General features: G+C 70.9%; 18 protein-coding genes. 4 read left to right on the forward strand and 14 right to left on the reverse strand.

What is annotated here, in order from left to right; all coding sequences use genetic code 11:
• Positions 1-24: 24 nt before the first annotated feature.
• From ACBR40_RS27460 to ACBR40_RS27485, 6 genes are all read right to left on the reverse strand, one after another.
• Positions 25-768 (reverse strand): SRPBCC family protein, encoded by a 744-nt coding sequence (locus ACBR40_RS27460; protein WP_371250641.1) that lies wholly within the window; start codon positions 766-768, stop codon positions 25-27.
• 93 nt (positions 769-861) lie between these two features.
• Positions 862-1716: a xanthine dehydrogenase family protein subunit M gene (locus tag ACBR40_RS27465; protein ID WP_344216841.1), complete on the reverse strand. Its 855-nt coding sequence runs from the start codon at positions 1714-1716 to the stop codon at positions 862-864.
• Positions 1713-4088, reverse strand: a complete 2376-nt coding sequence (locus ACBR40_RS27470; RefSeq protein ID WP_371250829.1) for a xanthine dehydrogenase family protein molybdopterin-binding subunit — start codon at positions 4086-4088, stop codon at positions 1713-1715. Before ACBR40_RS27470 ends, ACBR40_RS27465 begins: the two co-directional genes overlap by 4 nt.
• A gap of 20 nt (positions 4089-4108) precedes the next feature.
• The gene (locus ACBR40_RS27475) at positions 4109-4591 is read right to left on the reverse strand and encodes a (2Fe-2S)-binding protein (protein ID WP_371250642.1); all 483 of its coding nucleotides are present in this window, start codon (positions 4589-4591) and stop codon (positions 4109-4111) included.
• Between the two features lie 73 nt (positions 4592-4664).
• On the reverse strand, positions 4665-4898 hold the full coding sequence (locus tag ACBR40_RS27480) for a hypothetical protein (RefSeq protein WP_344216844.1): 234 nt from the start codon (positions 4896-4898) through the stop codon (positions 4665-4667).
• Positions 4888-6570 (reverse strand): PspC domain-containing protein, encoded by a 1683-nt coding sequence (locus tag ACBR40_RS27485; protein WP_371250643.1) that lies wholly within the window; start codon positions 6568-6570, stop codon positions 4888-4890. Before ACBR40_RS27485 ends, ACBR40_RS27480 begins: the two co-directional genes overlap by 11 nt.
• Positions 6571-6683: 113 nt before the next feature.
• Between ACBR40_RS27485 and ACBR40_RS27490 the strand changes: the two genes are divergently transcribed.
• The 3 genes from ACBR40_RS27490 to ACBR40_RS27500 all read left to right on the forward strand — a co-directional run bounded on the left by ACBR40_RS27490 (position 6684) and on the right by ACBR40_RS27500 (position 9638).
• Positions 6684-7898 (forward strand): PspC domain-containing protein, encoded by a 1215-nt coding sequence (locus ACBR40_RS27490; protein ID WP_344216848.1) that lies wholly within the window; start codon positions 6684-6686, stop codon positions 7896-7898.
• On the forward strand, positions 7895-8527 hold the full coding sequence (locus ACBR40_RS27495; protein WP_344216850.1) for a response regulator transcription factor: 633 nt from the start codon (positions 7895-7897) through the stop codon (positions 8525-8527). The genes ACBR40_RS27490 and ACBR40_RS27495 overlap by 4 nt, the downstream gene beginning before the upstream one ends.
• Positions 8528-8648: 121 nt before the next feature.
• Complete coding sequence (locus ACBR40_RS27500) at positions 8649-9638, forward strand: L,D-transpeptidase (RefSeq protein ID WP_344216852.1); 990 nt, start codon at positions 8649-8651, stop codon at positions 9636-9638.
• 73 nt (positions 9639-9711) lie between these two features.
• On the opposite strand, the gene pcrA is transcribed toward ACBR40_RS27500, so the two are convergent.
• A complete protein-coding gene (pcrA, locus tag ACBR40_RS27505; RefSeq protein ID WP_344217060.1) occupies positions 9712-11949 on the reverse strand; it encodes a DNA helicase PcrA in 2238 nt (745 codons plus the stop codon).
• A 126-nt stretch (positions 11950-12075) separates the two neighbouring features.
• On the opposite strand from pcrA, the gene ACBR40_RS27510 reads away from it, so the two are divergent.
• On the forward strand, positions 12076-12795 hold the full coding sequence (locus ACBR40_RS27510; RefSeq protein WP_371250644.1) for a PIG-L deacetylase family protein: 720 nt from the start codon (positions 12076-12078) through the stop codon (positions 12793-12795).
• Between the two features lie 19 nt (positions 12796-12814).
• Here ACBR40_RS27510 and ACBR40_RS27515 read toward each other — a convergent pair whose 3' ends face one another.
• The 7 genes from ACBR40_RS27515 to ACBR40_RS27545 form a co-directional block, all read right to left on the reverse strand.
• Positions 12815-13246 (reverse strand): PIN domain nuclease, encoded by a 432-nt coding sequence (locus ACBR40_RS27515; RefSeq protein ID WP_371250645.1) that lies wholly within the window; start codon positions 13244-13246, stop codon positions 12815-12817.
• A complete protein-coding gene (locus tag ACBR40_RS27520) occupies positions 13240-13440 on the reverse strand; it encodes a type II toxin-antitoxin system VapB family antitoxin (protein WP_329585263.1) in 201 nt (66 codons plus the stop codon). Before ACBR40_RS27520 ends, ACBR40_RS27515 begins: the two co-directional genes overlap by 7 nt.
• A gap of 216 nt (positions 13441-13656) precedes the next feature.
• The gene (locus ACBR40_RS27525) at positions 13657-14349 is read right to left on the reverse strand and encodes a CPBP family intramembrane glutamic endopeptidase (RefSeq protein WP_329585260.1); all 693 of its coding nucleotides are present in this window, start codon (positions 14347-14349) and stop codon (positions 13657-13659) included.
• 64 nt (positions 14350-14413) lie between these two features.
• Positions 14414-14671, reverse strand: coding sequence for a WhiB family transcriptional regulator (locus tag ACBR40_RS27530; RefSeq protein ID WP_329585258.1), 258 nt, complete (start codon positions 14669-14671; stop codon positions 14414-14416).
• Between the two features lie 98 nt (positions 14672-14769).
• Positions 14770-15435 (reverse strand): neutral zinc metallopeptidase, encoded by a 666-nt coding sequence (locus tag ACBR40_RS27535; protein ID WP_371250646.1) that lies wholly within the window; start codon positions 15433-15435, stop codon positions 14770-14772.
• A gap of 4 nt (positions 15436-15439) precedes the next feature.
• Positions 15440-16903 carry a glutamate--cysteine ligase gene (locus tag ACBR40_RS27540; RefSeq protein WP_371250647.1) on the reverse strand — a complete coding sequence of 488 codons (1464 nt, stop codon included), beginning with the start codon at positions 16901-16903 and terminating at the stop codon, positions 15440-15442.
• 64 nt (positions 16904-16967) lie between these two features.
• Positions 16968-17762, reverse strand: coding sequence for a hypothetical protein (locus tag ACBR40_RS27545; protein ID WP_344216867.1), 795 nt, complete (start codon positions 17760-17762; stop codon positions 16968-16970).
• Positions 17763-18004: the final 242 nt, after the last annotated feature.

An 18004-nucleotide genomic window follows, 5' to 3' on the forward strand; every position in this document is an offset into this window, starting at 1 on the left:
ACTTGATGGACTATTTGCCGAAAATCAGCGCCGCAGGCGACGGACGACCCAGATGACGATCAGCAGCGCCGCGAGCGCGCCCGCCACCGGCGCCAGCCGCTTGAGCACCGGCTGCCCGGCGATCTCCAGCAGGTCGAGCGCCTCCTCGTCGGGCGAGCGCGAGGTGCGCACCGTGCCCTGGGCGTGGGGCGGCGGCGGCTCGGGAGCGGGCACGGCCGCCAGGTGCCGCTCCTGCTCCACCTCGGCAGGCCGCTCCTGCTCCTCCTCGGCAGGCTGCTCCTGGACCTGCTCGGTGGGCTGCTCCTCGACCTGCTCGCGGGGCTCGGACAGCAGCTCGGCGAGGTTGTCGGCGAACTTGTCCAGCAGCCGCGAGCCCACCTCCGCCATCACCCCGCGGCCGAACTGCGCGGGCCGCCCCGTCACGTTGAACGTCGTCTCCACGGTCACCGCCGTCGACTCCTCGCGCGGCGTCAGCCGGGCCTTGACGGTGGCCGAGGCCGTGCCGGAGCCGCGGGCCTCCTTGCCCGACGCCTGGATGGTGAGCGAGCGGGAGTCCTTGTCCACGTCCTCGAACCTGGCCGAGCCCCGATAGGTGACGGTGATCGGGCCGACCTTGACCTTCATCCTGCCGGTGAACTCGTCACCCTCGTAGCTGTCGAGCGTGGCCCCGGGCAGGCAGGGGGCGATCCGCTCGACGTCGAGCAGCACGGCCCACGCCTGCTCGACCGGAACCGGAACAGTGAACTCGTGCTCGAACCGCATCGCCATCGATCCGCTCCTTCTGCCGATGGTTCCCGACACTACGACGCGGCGGGGGCGCCCCGGAAGAGACGCCCCCGCCAGGTCATCAGGACAGGCCGGTCAGGGCGTACCCGTGGCGGCGCGCACCGCCCGATGGGTCAGCACCCTGGCCAGGTGCCTGCGGTAGTCCGGCCGGCCGTGCAGGTCGGCCGGGGGATCGGTGTCCGCCGCCGCCTCCGCGCAGGCCTGCCGCAACCCGTCACCGAGCTCCACGCCCTGGAGCGCGGCCTCGGCCGCGCGGGCCCGGACCGGCGTCGAGCCCATGTTCGTCAGCCCGATCCTGGCCTCGGTGATCGAGCCGTTCGACCGCCTGACCGCCGCCGCCACGCCGACGATGGCCCACGCCTGCGCCGTACGGTGGAACTTCTCGTAGTGGAAGCCCCAGCCCGGCCCCAGCTTCGGGATCTTGACCCCGGTCAGGATCTCGCCGGCGTCGAGCGCGTTCTCCAGGTAGTCGACGAAGAACTCGGCGGCCGGGATCTCCCGCTCGCCTTCCGCCGAGCTCGCCACGAACACGCCGTCCAGCGCCAGCACCACCGCGGGCAGGTCGCCCGCCGGATCGGCGTGCGCCAGCGAGCCGCCGAACGTGCCCCGGTGCCGGATCGCCGGATCCGCCACATGGGCGGTGGCCAGCGCCACCAGCGGGCAGCCCTCGTTGACCACCTCGGAGCGCATCACCTCGTCGTGCGTGGTCAACGCGCCGATGTGGACGTGGTCGCCGCGGTCGTGCACGCCCCGCAGCTCCGCCAGCCGCCCCACGTCCACCAGCGTCGACGGGTACGCCAGCCGCAGCCGCAGCAGCGGCAGCAGCGACTGCCCGCCCGCCAGCACCTTCGCGTCCTCGTCGGCGGCGAGGACCCGCGACGCCTCGGCCAGCGAGTCCGGGCGCACGTACTCGAACTGCGCGGGGATCATCGGCGCGCTCCTTCCAGTGCCCGCCACACCCGCTCCGGCGTGCACGGCATCTCGACGTCGCGCACGCCGGACGGGCGCAGCGCGTCCACGATCGCGTTCACCACGGCCGGGGTCGAGGCGATCGTGCCCGCCTCGCCGACGCCCTTGACGCCGAGGGGGTTGCTGGTGGCCGGGGTCTCGGTCCGGTCGAGCTGGAACGACGGCAGGTCGGCCGCCGACGGCAGCAGGTAGTCGGCCATCGTCGTGGTGAGCAGGTTGCCGTCGGCGTCGTAGACGGCCTCCTCGTACAGGGCCTGCGCGACGCCCTGCGCGATGCCGCCGTGCACCTGGCCCTCCACGATGAGCGGGTTCACCACCTTGCCGACGTCGTCCACCGCCACGTACGAGCGGATCCGCACCATGCCCGTCTCGGTGTCCACCTCCACCGCGCACAGGTGGGTGCCGTGCGGGAAGGAGTAGTTGTCCGGGTCGAACGTGGCGTCGGCGTCCAGCCGCGCCTCCACGCCCTCGGGCAGGTCGTGGGCCGTGAACGCGGCGTAGGCGAGCTCCTGGATGGTCCGCTGCGCGTCCGTGCCCCGCACCTTGAAGGCGCCCCCGGCGAACTCCAGGTCGTCGGGTGAGCACTCCAGCAGGTGCGCGGCCAGCGTACGGGCCTTGTCCTTGACCTTGTCGCACGCCCGCAGCACGGCGATGCCGCCCACGACGAGCGAGCGCGAGCCGTAGGTGTCCATGCCCTTGTGGGAGATCGCCGTGTCGCCGTGCAGCACCGTGACGTCCTCGAACGGCACGCCGAGCGAGTCGGCCACGATCTGGCTCCACGATGTCACATGGCCCTGCCCGTGCGGGCTGGTGCCGGTGATGACCTCGACCTTGCCCGTCGGCAGCATGCGGATCGAGCCGTGCTCCCAGCCGCCCGCGCCGTAGTTCGACTCGCCGAGCAGCCGGGACGGCGCCAGCCCGCACATCTCGGTGTAGGTGCTGACGCCGATGCCGAGCTGCACCGGGTCGCCCCGGTCCCGCCGGTCGGCCTGTTCGGCGCGCAGCTTGTCGTAGCCGAACATCGACAGCGCCTTGTCCGTCGCCGCCTCGTAGTTGCCCGAGTCGTAGGTGAGCCCCGCGATCGTGGTGTACGGGAACTCCTCGTGCCTGATCCAGTTGCGCCGGCGCACCTCCAGCGGGTCCACGCCCAGCTCGGCGGCGAGCTCGTCCATCATGCGCTCGATGCCGAACGTCGCCTCCGGCCGGCCCGCGCCCCGGTAGGCGTCGGTCGGCATCTTGGTGGTGAACACGCCGGTGCAGGCGAACTCGTAGGCGTCCATCTTGTAGATGGCGTTGAACATGGCCGCGCCCAGCATCGGCACGCCCGGCGTGACCAGCATCAGGTACGCGCCCATGTCGGCCAGCAGATCCACCCGGAGCCCGCGCAGCCGCCCGTCGGCGTCGGCGGCCAGCCGCAGGCGCTGGAGCTGGTCCCGGCCGTGGTGCACGGTCAGGTTGCCCTCGGAGCGGCTCTCGGTCCACTTGACCGCCTTGCCGAGCCTGCGGGCCAGCAGCAGGCAGAGCACCTCCTCGGCCGTCACCTGCAGCTTCGAGCCGAACCCGCCGCCGACGTCGGGCGCGACCACCCGCAGCCGGTGCTCGGGGATGCCGGTCACCACGGCCAGCATCACCCGCAGGACGTGCGGGATCTGCGTGGAGGTCCACATGGTGAACGTGTCGCCGTCGGTGTCGGCGAGCACCGCCCGCGGCTCCATCGCGCTCGGGATGAGCCGCTGCTGGCGGAAGGTGCGCTCGATGACGACCGGCGCGTCACGGAAGGCCGCCTCGACGTCACCCGAGACGATCTTGGTGCTGAACGCCTTGTTGCCCGCCTCGTGCACCTTCGGGCTGCCCTCGGTCAGCGCCTCCTCCATGTCGAGCACCGCGGGCAGCGGCTCGTAGTCGACCTCGATGGCCTCCAGCGCGTCGGCCGCCTTGTAGCGGTCGGTGGCGACCACGCAGGCCACGGCCTCGCCGACGTACCGGACCTCGGAGACCGCCATCGGCGGGTGGTCGGGGATGACGATGTCCTCGCTGACCGGCCACGCGCACGGCAGGCTGCCCTGCTCGTCCGCGAAGTCCTGGCCGCTGAAGGCCGCCACGACCCCGGGCAGCCCGCGTGCCCCTGACACGTCCACCCGGGTGATCCTGGCGTGCGCCATCGGGCTGCGCAGGAAGACCACGTGCAGCAGGCCGGGCCGGGTCAGGTTGTCCGTCCACCGCGTACGCCCCGTCAGCAGCCGCGCGTCCTCCTTGCGCCGCCGTGGCCGGCCCAGCTCCGGCGTGGCCGCCGGCTCGTTGACCTGGTCGCTCCGCGCTATCTGCTCGGCCACCGCGCCGGTGTCCAGCTCGCTCACTGCGTGCTCACCGCCTGACCCATCTCCTGGGCGCCACGGCGTACCGCGCGGACGATGTTGCAGTAGCCGGTGCAGCGGCACAGGTTGCCCTCAAGCCCCTGCCTGATGGCGTCCTCCGACGGGTCCGGGTCGTCCCGGAGCAGGTCGATCGCCGCCATGACCATGCCGGGCGTGCAGTAGCCGCACTGCAGCGCGTGCTCTTCGTGGAAGGCCCGCTGCATCGGGTGCATAGTGCCGGCCGTGCCGAGGCCCTCGATGGTGACGACCTCGCAGCCGTCGGCCTGCACGGCCAGCACCGAGCAGCTCTTGACGCTCTTGCCGTCCAGCATGACGGTGCAGGCGCCGCAGTTGCTGGTGTCGCAGCCGACCGGGGTGCCGGTCTTGCCGAGGCGTTCTCTGAGCAGATGGACGAGCAGCAGTCGCGGCTCGACGTCCTCTTCGTAGGTTATTCCGTCCACGGTGACGGAGATTCGGGGCATACGTCCTCCCTCTCAAGGAGCGGGGAAAGGCGGACACACCCGAAATTACGCTTGTGTTACGCCGGGTCAAGGGTCACTTACCGCGGACCGCCCTCGCGACGATCGCCACGAGGCCCGCGAAGGCCAGCCCGAGCACCAGGACACCCATCAGGACCAGGGCATCCGTGAGCGCACGGGTCACCACCAAGATCCCGAGCGCGACGAAGAGCACGCCGCTCAACAGCGCCATCCAGTCCGTACGGTGCACCCGCCGGGGCCGCTCCACCTCGTAAGCTATCCCGTCCCACGGGTCCGTCTCACGCGGCACGCCGCACCTCCATGTCGCCGAGCCCGCCCTTCAGGTCGAGCACGATCGTCGAGACCTTGCCCTCCGGCTTCGTCTCCGGCTCCAGCACCTGGTTCACGCGGACGTTCACGCCGCCGTGGATCCGCTGGTCGATGCGGATGTCGCCGACCCGGTTGCTGGCGTGCAGCTCCAGCCGCACCGTGGGCGGGACGATCACCTCCAGCTCGCCCATCGAGATCCTGGCCTCGACGGACGCGGTCGTGCCCGGTGGCAGCTCCAGCTCCGACAGGTCCAGCAGGCCCTGACCCGCGCCGACGTCGTACACGGGGACCGCGGCCAGCTCGCTCAGCGTGCTCGGCGCCCACTCGGACGGGCCGAAATTACGCGGCAGCCCGCCCACCGCGAGGCCGACGCTCACCGCGAGCGCCACCGCGGCGCCGGCGGCGACCAGCCCCGCGCCGCGGCCCCACCAGGTGGCGACCAGGAGGCCGGCGCCGATGGTGATGAGCATCGCGCCGCCGACGATGGTCGGGCTCACGCCGGCGGCGGACCTGGTCTGGACCGCCACGACGATCCCTCCAATGATGATGGCGAGCAGGATGGTGATGCCGCCGATGAACGACTTGGGGCGAGGCGCGCGCTTCGGGCGGCGCGGCGCGGGGCGGGCGTACAGGGCCGGGTCGTACGGCGAGGAGTAGCCGCCGGCGCCGGCACGCCTGGCGGGGTCGAGGGGCCGGTAGGGGCCGTTGGGCGCGAACGGCTCGCCGTAGGCGAGTGCGGTCCGCGGCCGGTACGCGCCCGGCTCGTCCTCGGGCGACCGCTGCCCGGCCTCCTGCCGCCCGGCCGGCCCGGGCCCGGCCTCGTGCGGGAACTCGTACGCGGCTGGCTCGTGCGGCGGCACGGGGTGCTCCGCCGTCACGGCGTCCTCCCGGGCCGCTCGGCCCGTCTCGTCCCGGCCCGCTTCGTCCAAGGCCGGCCCTTCCAGGGCCGCGTCGCCCTGGCTGGCGTCGCCCCGGCTGGCGTCGCCCTGGCCGGCGTCGCCTCGGCCCGGCTCGTCCCCGCCCGGCTCGTTCACGCGGAGCTCGTTCACGCGCGACTCAGCCGCGGGCGTCGCGGGCGCGGCGGGCGCGAAGTGCGCGGTCGGCGCCGAGGGCATGGTGGGCATCGGGTGGGGAGCCGGGCGGACCGGGGGCGTGGGCGGCGGGCTCGCGTACGTCGGCGCGGGCTGCCCCGCCCGCGGCCGCTGCCTCAGCCGCTCCGGCATCGACCGGGCCAGCCCCAGCAGATCGACCCCGTTGACGTGCGCGGCCAGCAGCGACACCGCCAGGAACACGCCCACCACGAGCGTCCCATCGTCGATCCAGACCGTCGCCAGGTTGAGCCCCAGCCCGAGACCGAGCACCGCCGTCAGCAACGCCAGCACGGTCTCGGCGTCGAAGTCGCGCCGCGTCCACTGCTCGATGATGCCCGGGCTCCCGTTCGGCTCCTTCATCAACAGGAACGCCGCGATGTACAAGAAGAGCCCTACGCCCGAGCCGAGCAGCAGCACGGCGAAGGCCACCCGGAACACCACCGGGTCGATCCCGGTGTGGCGGCCCAGCCCCGCGCACACCCCCATGACGATGCGCCCCTCGCTGCTGCGTCGCAGTACGGTGGGGGGAGCGGCCGGATCCCTGGGCGGAGCTTCTGTCATGCCACCATCGTGGCCCCACCGGCGCACCGCTCGCATCCGGGAGACCCCTGACCCGACCCGGGGGTCGTTCCCTGATGCCCGGTCCGCCCCTTACGTGTGACGATGACGGTGTTATGGCTGACCAGAAGACACTCGCCGAGCCGGGCACCGGCGAAAAAGCGCCGTTCCGGCGGATGATGCGCCCGATGGAGGGCCGCCTGCTCGGCGGGGTGGCCCAGGGACTGGCCACGCAGCTCAAGCTCGATCCCGTGGTGATCAGGCTGATGTTCGTGCTGCTCAGCGTGGTGAACGGGGTCGGCATGGTGGCCTACGCCGTGCTGTGGATGGTCACGCCGCGTCAGCCGCACGAGGGGCCGCCGCCGCAGCGTGACTGGAGCCAGCTCGCCGCGTTCACCGCGATCGGGATGGCGCTGGCCGCGTTCGGCTGGCTGACCGGGGCGTCGGCGGGCGGCATCGGCATGTTGCCGTTCGCCGCGGGCGGGATCGGCGCGCTGATCCTGTGGCAGCAGGCCGACCCGGAGCGCCGCCGGAGCTGGATGAGCGGGGCGACGCTCAGCATCAGGAAGAACCGCGTGCGCACGCTGCTCGGCGTGGGGCTGGTGGTGATCGGCGCGATCGGGTTCCTCTACTGGCAGGGCGAGCTGGCCCAGGCCCAGCAGGGGCTGCTGTTCACCGTCGTGGTGGTCGGCGGTCTGGCGGTCATCGCCGCGCCCTGGCTGGCCGGCCTGTGGAAGGAGCTCCAGCTCGAACGGCGCGAGCGCATCAGGCAGGAGGAGCGCGCCGAGGTCGCCGCCATGGTGCACGACTCGGTGCTGCACACCCTGACGCTGATCCAGCGCGTCGCGCACGACCCGCGCGAGGTCACCCGCCTGGCCCGCGCGCAGGAGCGCGACCTGCGCAACTGGCTCTACCAGCCGGCCCAGGACGCCGACGCGACGGTGGCGGCGGCCGTGCGCAGGATCGCGGCCGAGGAGGAGGACGCGCACGGCGTGCCGATCGAGGTGGTGTGCGTCGGTGACGTGCCGTTCGACTCGGGCGGCCGGCTCGCGGCCATGATGAAGGCGGCCCGCCAGGCCATGGTCAACGCGGCCAAGTACAGCGAGAGCGACTCCATCTCGGTGTACGCCGAAGTAGAGGGTGAAGAAGTGGCCGTTTTCGTGAAGGATCGGGGCAAGGGCTTCGATCTCGACGCGGTCCCCCTCGACCGGATGGGGATCAGGGAGTCCATCATCGGCAGAATGGAACGCCACGGCGGCTCGGCCAGGATCCGCACCGAACCGGGCGAGGGCACCGAAGTGATGTTGAAGATGAAGGTGGAGAACGAATGACGCGCGTGCTGATCGTCGACGATCACCGGCTCTTCCGCTCGGGCGTACGCGCCGAGCTCGGCGACTCGATCGAGGTCGTGGGCGAGGCCGAGGACGTCGAGTCGGCCGTCAAGGCGATCGCCGAGCTGCAGCCGGAAGTCGTCCTGCTGGACGTGCACATGCCGGGCGGCGGCGGCCAGGAGGTGCTGCGCCGGGTGCTCGGCGCCGGCTCGCCGGTCCGCTTCCTCGCGCTGTCGGTCTCCGACGCCGCCGAGGACGTCATCGGCGTCATCAGGGGCGGCGCCCGCGGCTACGTCACCAAGAACATCAGCGGCAAGGAGCTGACCGACGCCGTCCGCCGGGTGGCCGAGGGCGACGCGGTGTTCTCGCCGCGGCTGGCGGGGTTCGTGCTGGACGCGTTCGCCTCCTCCGAGGCGCCCTCGATCGACCCGGAGCTCGACTCGCTGACCCAGCGCGAGCGGGAGGTGCTGCGGCTGATCGCGCGGGGTTACGCGTACAAGGAGATCGCGAAGGAGCTGTTCATCTCGGTGAAGACCGTGGAGACGCACGTGTCGTCCGTGCTGCGCAAACTCCAGCTCTCCAACCGCCACGAGCTGTCCCGCTGGGCCACCGCCCGCCGCCTGGTCTGAGGCCGATTCGGCCGGATTTGGACCGTTACAGGATAGTTATCGGCTAGCTGCCTACGAATCAGGCGTCTCGTTTGTCACACAGAGAGGTACCGAATGAGCACTTAGTCCAGGAGTAACCCCCTTGAAGCGCGTCACCCGGATGCTTCCGGCTCTGTTCGCCCTGGTCGTCGCGACGGCCTGTGCGGCGGAGACCGCCCCCATCCCGCAAGCCCGCCCCACGGCGGCCCCCCAGGGCCAGGCCGCCGTCGCCCCGGTCGCGGCCACCACCACCCCGTCGCCCACCCCCACGACCACGGCCAAGATCAAGCTGGGCATCGCGGACATCACCCCGATGGGGGAGAAGACCGAGAAGGTGGGCGTCGGTTTCCCGATCATCGTCACGTTCGACCGTGACGTGAAGACCAAGGACCGCGCCACGGTCGAGGCCCTGCTGCAGGTCGAGTCCGACAAGCCCAACGAGGGCGCCTGGCGGTGGGTGTCGGCCCGCAAGATCATTTATCGGACGAAGGCGTACTGGAAGCCGTACCAGAAGGTGCTCTTCACCGCGCGGCTGTCCGAGCTGCCCGGCAACACCGGCGGCAAGGACGTCTCCCGCCGCTTCGCCGTCGGCTCCCAGAACATCTCCCTCGTCGACACGCGCAAGCACGTCATGAAGGTCTACCGCAACGGCAAGCTGGCCAAGAAGATCCCGATCAGCGCCGGCCGCGGCGGCCTGATGCGCGGCGGCGTGGACGTCTACCTCACCACCAGCGGCACCCACCTCACCATGGGCAAGAAGGCCGTCGAGACCATGACCTCCTCCTGGATGGGCGTGACGGATCCGAAGGACCCGCGCTACTACAAGGAGGAGATCCCCTGGGCCGTGCGGATCTCCGACAGCGGTGAGTACGTCCACCAGAGCGCCGGCTACTACCAGTATCTCGGCCGCTCCAACCAGAGCCACGGCTGCGTCCGCGCCACGCCCGAGGGCGCCAAGTGGTTCTACACGATCGCCCAGCGCGGCGACGTGGTGAAGATCACCGGCACCAAGCGCAAGCTGCAGTGGAACAACGGCTGGAGCTACTGGCAGCTCAGCTACAGCCAGTGGAAGAAGGGCAGCGCCCTGAAGTAGAGCGCCCCGAACGCGAGAAGGCGCGCCGCCGGCAGATCCTGGACGCCGGCGGCGCGCCGTCGCGTCGGTGCCTCTACAACTTTTCCAGCGGCGCGTACGCCAGCAGCAACGTCTTCTCCCCGCCGCTGCCGAAGTCGACCTTGACCTTGGTCTTCTCCGCCACGCCGTCGACCGACACCACCGTGCCGAGGCCGAACTGGTCGTGCGTCACCCGGTCACCGGGCGTCAGGGAGGGCACCTTGCGCCCGCCCGCGCCCGCCGCGCCGCCCCTGGCCGGCGCCGGCCGCGCCGCGGGCTCCCTGCGGGTGGCGGCGCTCCACGCCGACTTCTCCGGATCGGTGCGCCAGTCGATGAGCGTGCCCGGCACCTCGTTGACGAAGCGCGAGGCCGGATTGAACGCCGGCGCCCCCCACGAGCTGCGCACGGCCGCCCGCGTCAGGTAGAGCCGCTGCTGCGCCCGGGTGATGCCGACGTAGGCCAGCCGCCGCTCCTCCTCCAGCTCCTTGGGCTCGCCCAGCGACCGGACGTGCGGGAACACGCCGTCCTCCATCGCCGTCAGGAACACCACGGGGAACTCCAGGCCCTTGGCGGTGTGCAGGGTCATCAGCGTGACGACCCCCTGCCCGCCGTCGGCCTCGGGGATCTGGTCGGCGTCGGCCACCAGCGAGACCTGCTCCAGGAACTCCACCAGCGTGCCCTCCGGGTTGGCCTCCTCGAACTCGGCGGCCACGGAGATCAGCTCGTTGAGGTTCTCCAGGCGGGACTCGTCCTGAGGGTCCTCGGACGCCTCCAGCTCGGCGCGGTAGCCGGTGGCCACCAGCACCTCCTCGGCCAGCGCCGACGGCGGCACGCCCTCGGCCTTGGCGATCAGCTCCTCCAGCATCGCGACGAACTCCCGCACCGCGTTGAGCGAGCGCGTGGCCATGCCGTAGGCCTCCTCGGCCCGCCGCAGCGCCTCCCAGTAGGTGATCCGCTCGCGCGCCGCCAGCGCCTCGACCATCGCCTCGGCCCGCTCGCCGATGCCCCGCTTGGGCACGTTGAGGATGCGCCGCAGGGACACGACGTCGCTGGGGTTGGCCAGCACCCGCAGGTAGGCCAGCAGGTCCTTGACCTCCTTGCGCTCGTAGAAGCGCACGCCCCCGACCACCTTGTAGGGCAGCCCGGTGCGGATGAAGATCTCCTCGAACACGCGGGAGGCCGCGTTGGTGCGGTAGAAGACCGCCACGTCGCCCGGACGCACGCCCTCCTCGTCGCTCAGCCGGTCGACCTCCTGGGCCACGAACATGGCCTCGTCGTGCTCGTTGTCGGCGACGTAGCCGACGATCTTGGGGCCGTCGCCCTGGTCGGACCAGAGGTTCTTCGGCTTGCGCGACTCGTTGCGGGCGATGACGGCGTTGGCCGCGGCCAGGATGTTCTGGGTCGAGCGGTAGTTCTGCTCCAGCAGGATCGTGCGGGCGTCGGGGTAGTCGCGCTCGAACTCCAGGATGTTGCGGATCGTCGCGCCGCGGAAGGCGTAGATTGACTGGTCGGCGTCGCCGACCACGCACAGCTCGGACTGGCTGGTGCCGGAGCGCACCTGCTCGCCGTCGGCGGTGCGCAGCTCGGGGTGGCCGACCAGCTCCCTGATCAGGATGTATTGGGCGTGGTTGGTGTCCTGGTATTCGTCGACCAGCACGTGCCTGAACCGCATGCGGTAGTGCTCGGCCACGTCGGGGAAGAGCTGGAACAACGTCACCGTGTTCATGATGATGTCGTCGAAGTCCATCGCCCCGGCCTCGGTGAGCTTGAGCTGGTAGGACTTGTAGGCCTGCGCGAGCGTCTTCTCCAGGTGCGAGCCGGCCCGCTCGATCGCGCTCTCGTAGTCGATCAGCTCGTTCTTGAAGTTGCTGACCTGGGCGGAGAACGAGCGCGGCGGGTAGCGCTTGGGGTCGAGGTCCATCTCGCGGCAGACCATTGCCATGAGCCGCTGGGAGTCGGCCTGGTCGTAGATGGAGAAACTGGACGGGAACCCGAGCCGCTTGGCCTCCCGCCGCAGGATGCGCATGCACGCGCTGTGGAACGTCATCACCCACATGGCCCGCGAGCGCGGCCCGATGAGCTTGTCGATGCGCTCCTTCATCTCCTTGGCGGCCTTGTTGGTGAACGTGATCGCCAGGATCTCGCCCGGATGCACGTCACGCTCGGCCAGCAGGTAGGCGATGCGGTGGGTGAGCACCCGAGTCTTCCCCGACCCCGCTCCCGCCACGATGAGCAGGGGGCTGCCGTGATGGATCACGGCCTCGCGCTGCTGCGGGTTGAGGCCGTCGAGCAAGGGGCGGTCAACAGAGACTTGGGTCGGCACCTACCTAGGTTAAGACGCTCCACCGACAAACGGCGCCCGGAATGCGATCCGCCGGACGCCGGTTCTCCCTCAAGAACACCGTGCGAAAGGGGAGTCATGCTGCCGCAGACCGAGATCAACCGGGTGCTGTACGTGACCGCGCATCCCGACGACGTCGACTTCGGCGCGGCCGGGAGCGCGGCGCTCTTCGTGGACCGGGGGGTCGAGGTCACCTACCTGCTGGTGACCGACGGCGACGCGGGCGGCAACGAGCGCACGCTGGACAACACGGGGATGGCCGAGCTGCGGCGGACCGAGCAGCGCGCCGCGGCGAAGGCCGTGGGCGTCACCGACGTCCGTTTCCTCGGCTACCCCGACGGCCAGGTGGTGCCGTCCCTGGAGCTGCGGCGTTCGATCGCCCGCGTGATCCGGCAGGTGCGTCCGGACCTGGTGGTGACCCACCACCCCGACCGCAACTACCGGTTCGTCGCGCCGAGCCACCCCGATCACCGTGCCGTCGGCGGCGCCGCCCTGGACGCCGTCTACCCCGACGCCCGCAACCCGTACGCCTTCCCCGAGCTGCTGCTGGAGGAGGGCTTGGAGGCGTGGACGGTCCGCGAGGTCTGGCTGACCGGCGGGGCCACGCCCGACCATTACGTGGACGTCACCGACGTCATCGACCGCAAGCTCGCGGCCCTGCTGTCGCACGTGAGCCAGGTGGCGCACGTGGAGGGGTTCGCCGAGGGGGTCAAGAGCCGCTTCGCCGCCTGGGGCGAGCAGGCCGGGTTCGGTCCTGGCCGCTACGCGGAGGCGTTCCAGGTCGTCCCCACGGCCTGACCGGGGCAGGCGCGCGTGCTCAGGGGATGGAGCCGGGCGGCGCCACCCAGAGCGCGGGCTGCCCGGTCACCTCGGCGATGAGGTCGAAGTCGCGGTCGTAGTGCAGCACCGTCGCCCTGTGCACCTCGGCGCAGGCGGCGATCAGCAGATCGGGCACCCCGACGCCGCGGTGCTGCGACTTGCGCGCCAGCATCGCCTGGACGTCCAGCGCGCGTGCCGCCACCTCGCTCGCCGAGACCGACAGGAGCCGGAAGCCCTCACGCAGATGCGCGGCCTCCAGTTCGTAGCTTCGCGAGTCGCGCGCGCTGAAGAGCATCTCTATCTGTGTGACCTCGCAGATCGCCAGTGTCTTGTCGAGGATGAGTGGTTCGAGCGCGCGGCGCACTGCAGGGTGCGGCATGCGAGCCAGCGCGCTCTTGTCGATCAGATAGACCACGCCTGTGGCTACCACGCCTGCTTCATGAACTCCGGGTCCAGTAGTTCCGTATTGTCCCGGGAACACAAGTACTCGAAGGCCTCGCGACGCTTTGCCCGACCGGCGATCTCCTGCAGGGCAGCGTTGACCGTTTCCTTCATCGTCGACGTGCCCAGCTCGTGCTGGGCCGCTTCCAGAAGCTCCTTGTCGATGTCGATGACCGTGCGCATGCGGCATCACCTCCGTACCCTCCATGTTATATCAGAAATAGTGATCTTGATATACGCGCTTCCCTCCGGCGGCACCGGCCGTGGGAAGCGCGCTCACGGAAGGTAGAGCATCGACATGACGAAATTTTGGAGCGGTCCAACGGCAGTGCAGGATCCTCGTCCTGCGAGGCAAGGATCTTCCTTCTCAGAGGGGGTGCGGACCCACTGAGCAAGCAATCATTTTTTGTCGTCCTTTTTCGCTGCGATCCGGGCGAAAAAGTAGCCAAGCGAGTTCGTCGACAGATGCAACATGACGGGAGCCAGCAGCCCACGGCGGCGCCGCAGTTCGCAGAAGAGCACGCCCGCCGCCGCCGTCGACACCACGCTCCCCGCCACCACCCGCGCCGTGTCGAGCCGCGCGGGCGACTCGCCGGCCGTCAGCGCGCCGAGCGCCGGGTTGGCGCGGGCCATGTCGACGGCCGGGAGGATGTGCCACAGGCCGAACAGGGCCGAGGAGAGCGCCGTGGCCGCCCCCGTGCCGTGCCGGCGGCGCAGCATGGCGTACAGGGCGCCGCGGAAGCCGACCTCCTCCAGCAGGACCGTGGCCAGCGGCACCTGGACCAGGGCCTCCTCCAGCAGGCGGGCGCGGGACAGCGACAGGGCGCGCTCGTCGTGGAAGAGCGGCCTGGTGCGGGGCAGCGCGACCCCGGCGGTGTAGACGGCGGCCACGGCGCCCGCCAGGACGCCGCCCGTGACCGCGCCCCGCCGGCCGTGCTCGAACCCCATCTCCTCCCAGGTGGCGCCCGACCTGCGGGCCATCGCCACCAGGGCGGCGGTGGCGAGGGCGGAGGTGAGCGGGCCCAGGCGGGGGGCGACCTTGTTGTTCATGACGTTGGCGGCGGCCAGCACGGCGACGGAGCGGAGGATCACCTCTGCAGGCTACGTCGGCCCCCGCCCGCCCGGCGGTCTCGTCGGTCTCGTCGGTCCCGTCGCCTCAGGAGGCGGCGGAGTCGCGCCAGCCGGCCGGGAAGCGGGAGCGGCGGCGCTCCTGCGGCGTCAGGCCGCCCCAGATGCCGTCCGGCTCGCCCGCTCGTAACGCGTACGCGCGGCACTCCTCCAGCACCTGGCAGCTCGCGCAGACCGCTTTGGCCCGCGCCTCCTGCTGCGGCGAGGGGGCGAGCGGGAAGAAGAGGTCAGGGTCGCTGGACCTGCACGCCCCCCGGCGCAGCCAGCCGATCTCCTCCAGTGGCATGGACCCACCGTACGGCTCCGACATGATCGACCACATCATCCTCCGGGTTGATGGGGGAATACGCCCCGGGATGACCTCCGCTGCCAGGAACGCCGGGGTCAGCAGGCGCCCACGCCGCTCCGGTACCCCTCGGCGAAGGCCGACTGCCGCTGCTCGGCGGTGCCGTGCGCGGCCGGGTCGAGCCAGTCGTCCGTGGGGTCGCCGGCCGCCTCCAGGCTCAGCAGCAGCTCGTCCTCGTCGCCCGGCTCCGCGCGCAGCGCGCCCCCGCTCACCAGGCCCGACAGGGTGGCGCCCGCGTAGCAGTCGGCCTGCAGCTCGGCCTGCACGTTGAGCTGGAACGTCGAGCGGAGCTGGGCCTGGACCGCGTGACCGAACTCGTGCGGGATGATCACGTACACCGAGCCGTCGCCCATGTCGTTCCACAGCCCCTCCATCCAGTCCCGGTCGAAGGCGATGAAGTGGCCGACCGGGCAGTAGAAGGCGTTGTTGGGCACGGCCGGCTGGCCGCCGCAGCTCGGCCCGGCGGAGCCGGAGTAGGGGATGAACTCGGTGATCGGCCGGTAGGTCCGGCCGAGCCGGGCGAACTGCTGCTTCCAGAACTGCTCGCTCAGCGTCCGCGCCGAGACGACGTCGTCCTCGAACGTGTCGTCCTGCTGCGCGTCGCCGGGCGGATTCATCGAGGGCGGCCGGGTCAGGCCGCAGGACAGGACGGAGGCGGCCAGGACGAGCAGGGCGAGCACGAAGCGGAGGGGCGCGCGGGTCACCAGCTCAGACTTCCCACGTATGCACGGGCTCATTCGTATGCATACGCCCGATGTAGTCCAAGGTCATCGCCCGCAGCGCCTCGTGCCGGTCGCCGCCCTCCGCACGCACCCGTCGTACCTGCCAGTCCGCCCCCGTGACGCCGCTCAGGCAGCGTTCCTCGATGATGCCGAGCAGCCGGTCGGCGACCGGGCGGTCCACGCCCCACAGGGCCAGCCCCTCGTGCGCGGCCGGCAGCAGCCGGCGCAGGATCAGCTCCGACGCGGGCACCTCGCCGAGTCCCGGCCAGTAGAGCCGCGCGTCGAGGCCGTGCCGGGCGGCGGCGGCCAGGTTGTCCTCGGCGGTCCTGAAGGACATCCGGCTCCAGATCGGCCGCTCGTCGTACGGCAGCACGCGCATCAGCCCGTAGTAGAAGGCGGCGTTGGCGGCCACGTCGGCGACGGTGGGCCCGGCGGGCAGGACGCGGTTCTCCACCCGCAGGTGGGGCAGGCCGTCCACGACCGCGTACACGGGCCGGTTCCAGCGGTAGACCGTGCCGTTGTGCAGGGTCAGCTCGTGCAGCTGGGGGATGCGGCCCTGCTCCAGCTCGGCGCGCGGGTCCTCGTCCGCGCAGAGGGGGAGCAGCGCGGGGTAATAGGTGACGTTCTCCTCGAACAGGTCGAAGACGCTGGTGATCCACCGCTCGCCGAACCACACGCGCGGCCGCACGCCCTGCGCCTTCAGCTCGGTCGGCCGGGTGTCCGTGGCCTGCTCGAACAGCGCGATCCTGGTCTCGTGGTGCAGCTCCTTGCCGAACAGGTACGGCGAGTTGGCCGCGACGGCGACCTGCGCGCCCGCGATCGCCTGGGCGGCGTTCCAGTGCGCGGCGAACGACTCGGGGCTGACCTGCAGATGGAGCTGGACACTGGTGCAGGCGGCCTCCGGCGTGATGCTGTCGGCGCGGGTGTCGAGGCGTTCCGCGCCCTCGATGCACAGGTGCAGGTCCTCACCGCGGGCGGCGAAGATCTGCTCGTTGAGCAGCCGGTAGCGGGGGTTGGCCGACAGCGAGCCCTCCTCGACGTCCCGCTCGCGCAGGGTGGGGAGGATGCCGACCAGCATCAGGTGGCCGCCGAGGGAACGGGCGCGCTCCTCGGCGTGGTTCAGCCGGGCGCGTACGTCGTCCTCCAGCCGCCGCGGCCCGTCGCCGCCCAGCTCCTGCGGCTCGACGTTGATCTCGATGTTGAACTGGCCCAGCTCGGTCGCCCAGTCCGGGCGCGCGATGGCGGCCAGCACCTCGGCGTTGCACATGGCGGCCTCGCCGCGTGCGTCCACGAGGTTGAGCTCGATCTCCAGGCCCGCGAGCGGGCGTTCGAGCTCGAACCTGGACTCGCGCAACATCTGGGCGAAGACGTCGAGGCACTGGCGTACCTTCTCGCGGTACTTCCTGCGGTCCTCACGGCTGAACACGACGACCGGCACGTCCCTGCCCATATCATGCAATGTCGCATGCCGAGCGCCACATGAACAGGCGGGACGCGCCGATCGACGGGAAAGCTCAGTACGCGTACACGTCGAAGGCGCTCTGCGGGATCTCCTCCGGCACGCCGGCGCCCTCTTCGAGGTCCTTGACGTCCACCCACGCGCTCTCGGCCGGAGCCTTGACGCTCACGCGGGAGCCCCAGCCGGTGTAGCGGGTCTCGGTGACGCCGACGGTCTTGCCGAGCACGCCGAAGTCGAGCGTCCAGGAGGTCCGCAGCAGGGTGACCAGCCCCTTGCCGTTGACGCCGAGCGCGTACGACACCTTGATCTTGCTGACCGGTCCGGTCAGCTTGCTCCCGTACGCCTTGGCGATGTCCTTGTAGGAGATCTCGCCCTTGTACGTGCCGCCCTTGTTGCTCTTCGCCTTCGTCAGCAGCAGCCTCAGCACCTTCGGCTCGAAGACGTCGACAGGCTGGTTCATGGTGGCGCCGGCGGGCGAGTCGGAATAACGCACCCACTTCTTGCCCTCGGGCAGATCCTTTCCGTAGATGCCGCCCTGCACGTACGTGTGACCGCCCACGCTGATCAGCCGGTCGGGGCTGAAGGACGTGCTGCGGCGGTTCTTGGTGGAAACATCGACGGCGACGACGCCGCTCTTGCCGAACGCGAGCCGGCCGCTCGACTTCTCATTGGCCATGGTCTTTCCGTTGACCTTGGTGCTGGCCGTCTCGGTGAAACGCACGCCGTGACCGGGCACGTACTGCTTGCGCAGCGCCTTGACCGGGTCGATCGGCGCGGCCTGGGCGGCGGGCGCCGCGATCACGAGTGTCGCGGCGCAGGCCGCCGTCAGGCCCGCGAGAAATCGCTTCATGGGATTCCCTTGATTCGGTTATTGAGGGGTCCGGGAATCCTGTCAATCGAAGATCACGAGCATATCTCGACGCCCGCGTACGGCGGTGCTGATTCGGTGCGCAATTCGTGCAGGCGGTCTCCCTCGGGAAGTGAGATGACCGTCACACAAGGGGAGAACCGCGACCCGGTGACCTGGGCAGGGCGCGCTTCGGGCTAGGCTTCACTGGCGGAAACGCCCGGCACGCACGGGGTTGCCCGGGC

It is taken from the genome of Nonomuraea sp. AD125B (assembly GCF_041402765.1).
Taxonomy (GTDB): domain Bacteria; phylum Actinomycetota; class Actinomycetes; order Streptosporangiales; family Streptosporangiaceae; genus Nonomuraea; species Nonomuraea bangladeshensis.

Excerpts from the sequence above, each read along its gene's own strand:
- ACBR40_RS27460 (WP_371250641.1), bottom strand. The coding sequence starts at position 768 with ATGGCGATGCGGTTCGAGCACGAGTTCACTGTTCCGGTTCCGGTCGAG.
- ACBR40_RS27465 (WP_344216841.1), bottom strand. The coding sequence starts at position 1,716 with ATGATCCCCGCGCAGTTCGAGTACGTGCGCCCGGACTCGCTGGCCGAG.
- ACBR40_RS27475 (WP_371250642.1), bottom strand. The coding sequence starts at position 4,591 with ATGCCCCGAATCTCCGTCACCGTGGACGGAATAACCTACGAAGAGGAC.
- ACBR40_RS27485 (WP_371250643.1), bottom strand. The coding sequence starts at position 6,570 with ATGACAGAAGCTCCGCCCAGGGATCCGGCCGCTCCCCCCACCGTACTG.
- ACBR40_RS27490 (WP_344216848.1), top strand. The coding sequence starts at position 6,684 with ATGGCTGACCAGAAGACACTCGCCGAGCCGGGCACCGGCGAAAAAGCG.
- ACBR40_RS27495 (WP_344216850.1), top strand. The coding sequence starts at position 7,895 with ATGACGCGCGTGCTGATCGTCGACGATCACCGGCTCTTCCGCTCGGGC.
- ACBR40_RS27510 (WP_371250644.1), top strand. The coding sequence starts at position 12,076 with ATGCTGCCGCAGACCGAGATCAACCGGGTGCTGTACGTGACCGCGCAT.
- ACBR40_RS27520 (WP_329585263.1), bottom strand. The coding sequence starts at position 13,440 with ATGCGCACGGTCATCGACATCGACAAGGAGCTTCTGGAAGCGGCCCAG.
- ACBR40_RS27530 (WP_329585258.1), bottom strand. The coding sequence starts at position 14,671 with ATGCCACTGGAGGAGATCGGCTGGCTGCGCCGGGGGGCGTGCAGGTCC.
- ACBR40_RS27540 (WP_371250647.1), bottom strand. The coding sequence starts at position 16,903 with ATGGGCAGGGACGTGCCGGTCGTCGTGTTCAGCCGTGAGGACCGCAGG.
- ACBR40_RS27545 (WP_344216867.1), bottom strand. The coding sequence starts at position 17,762 with ATGAAGCGATTTCTCGCGGGCCTGACGGCGGCCTGCGCCGCGACACTC.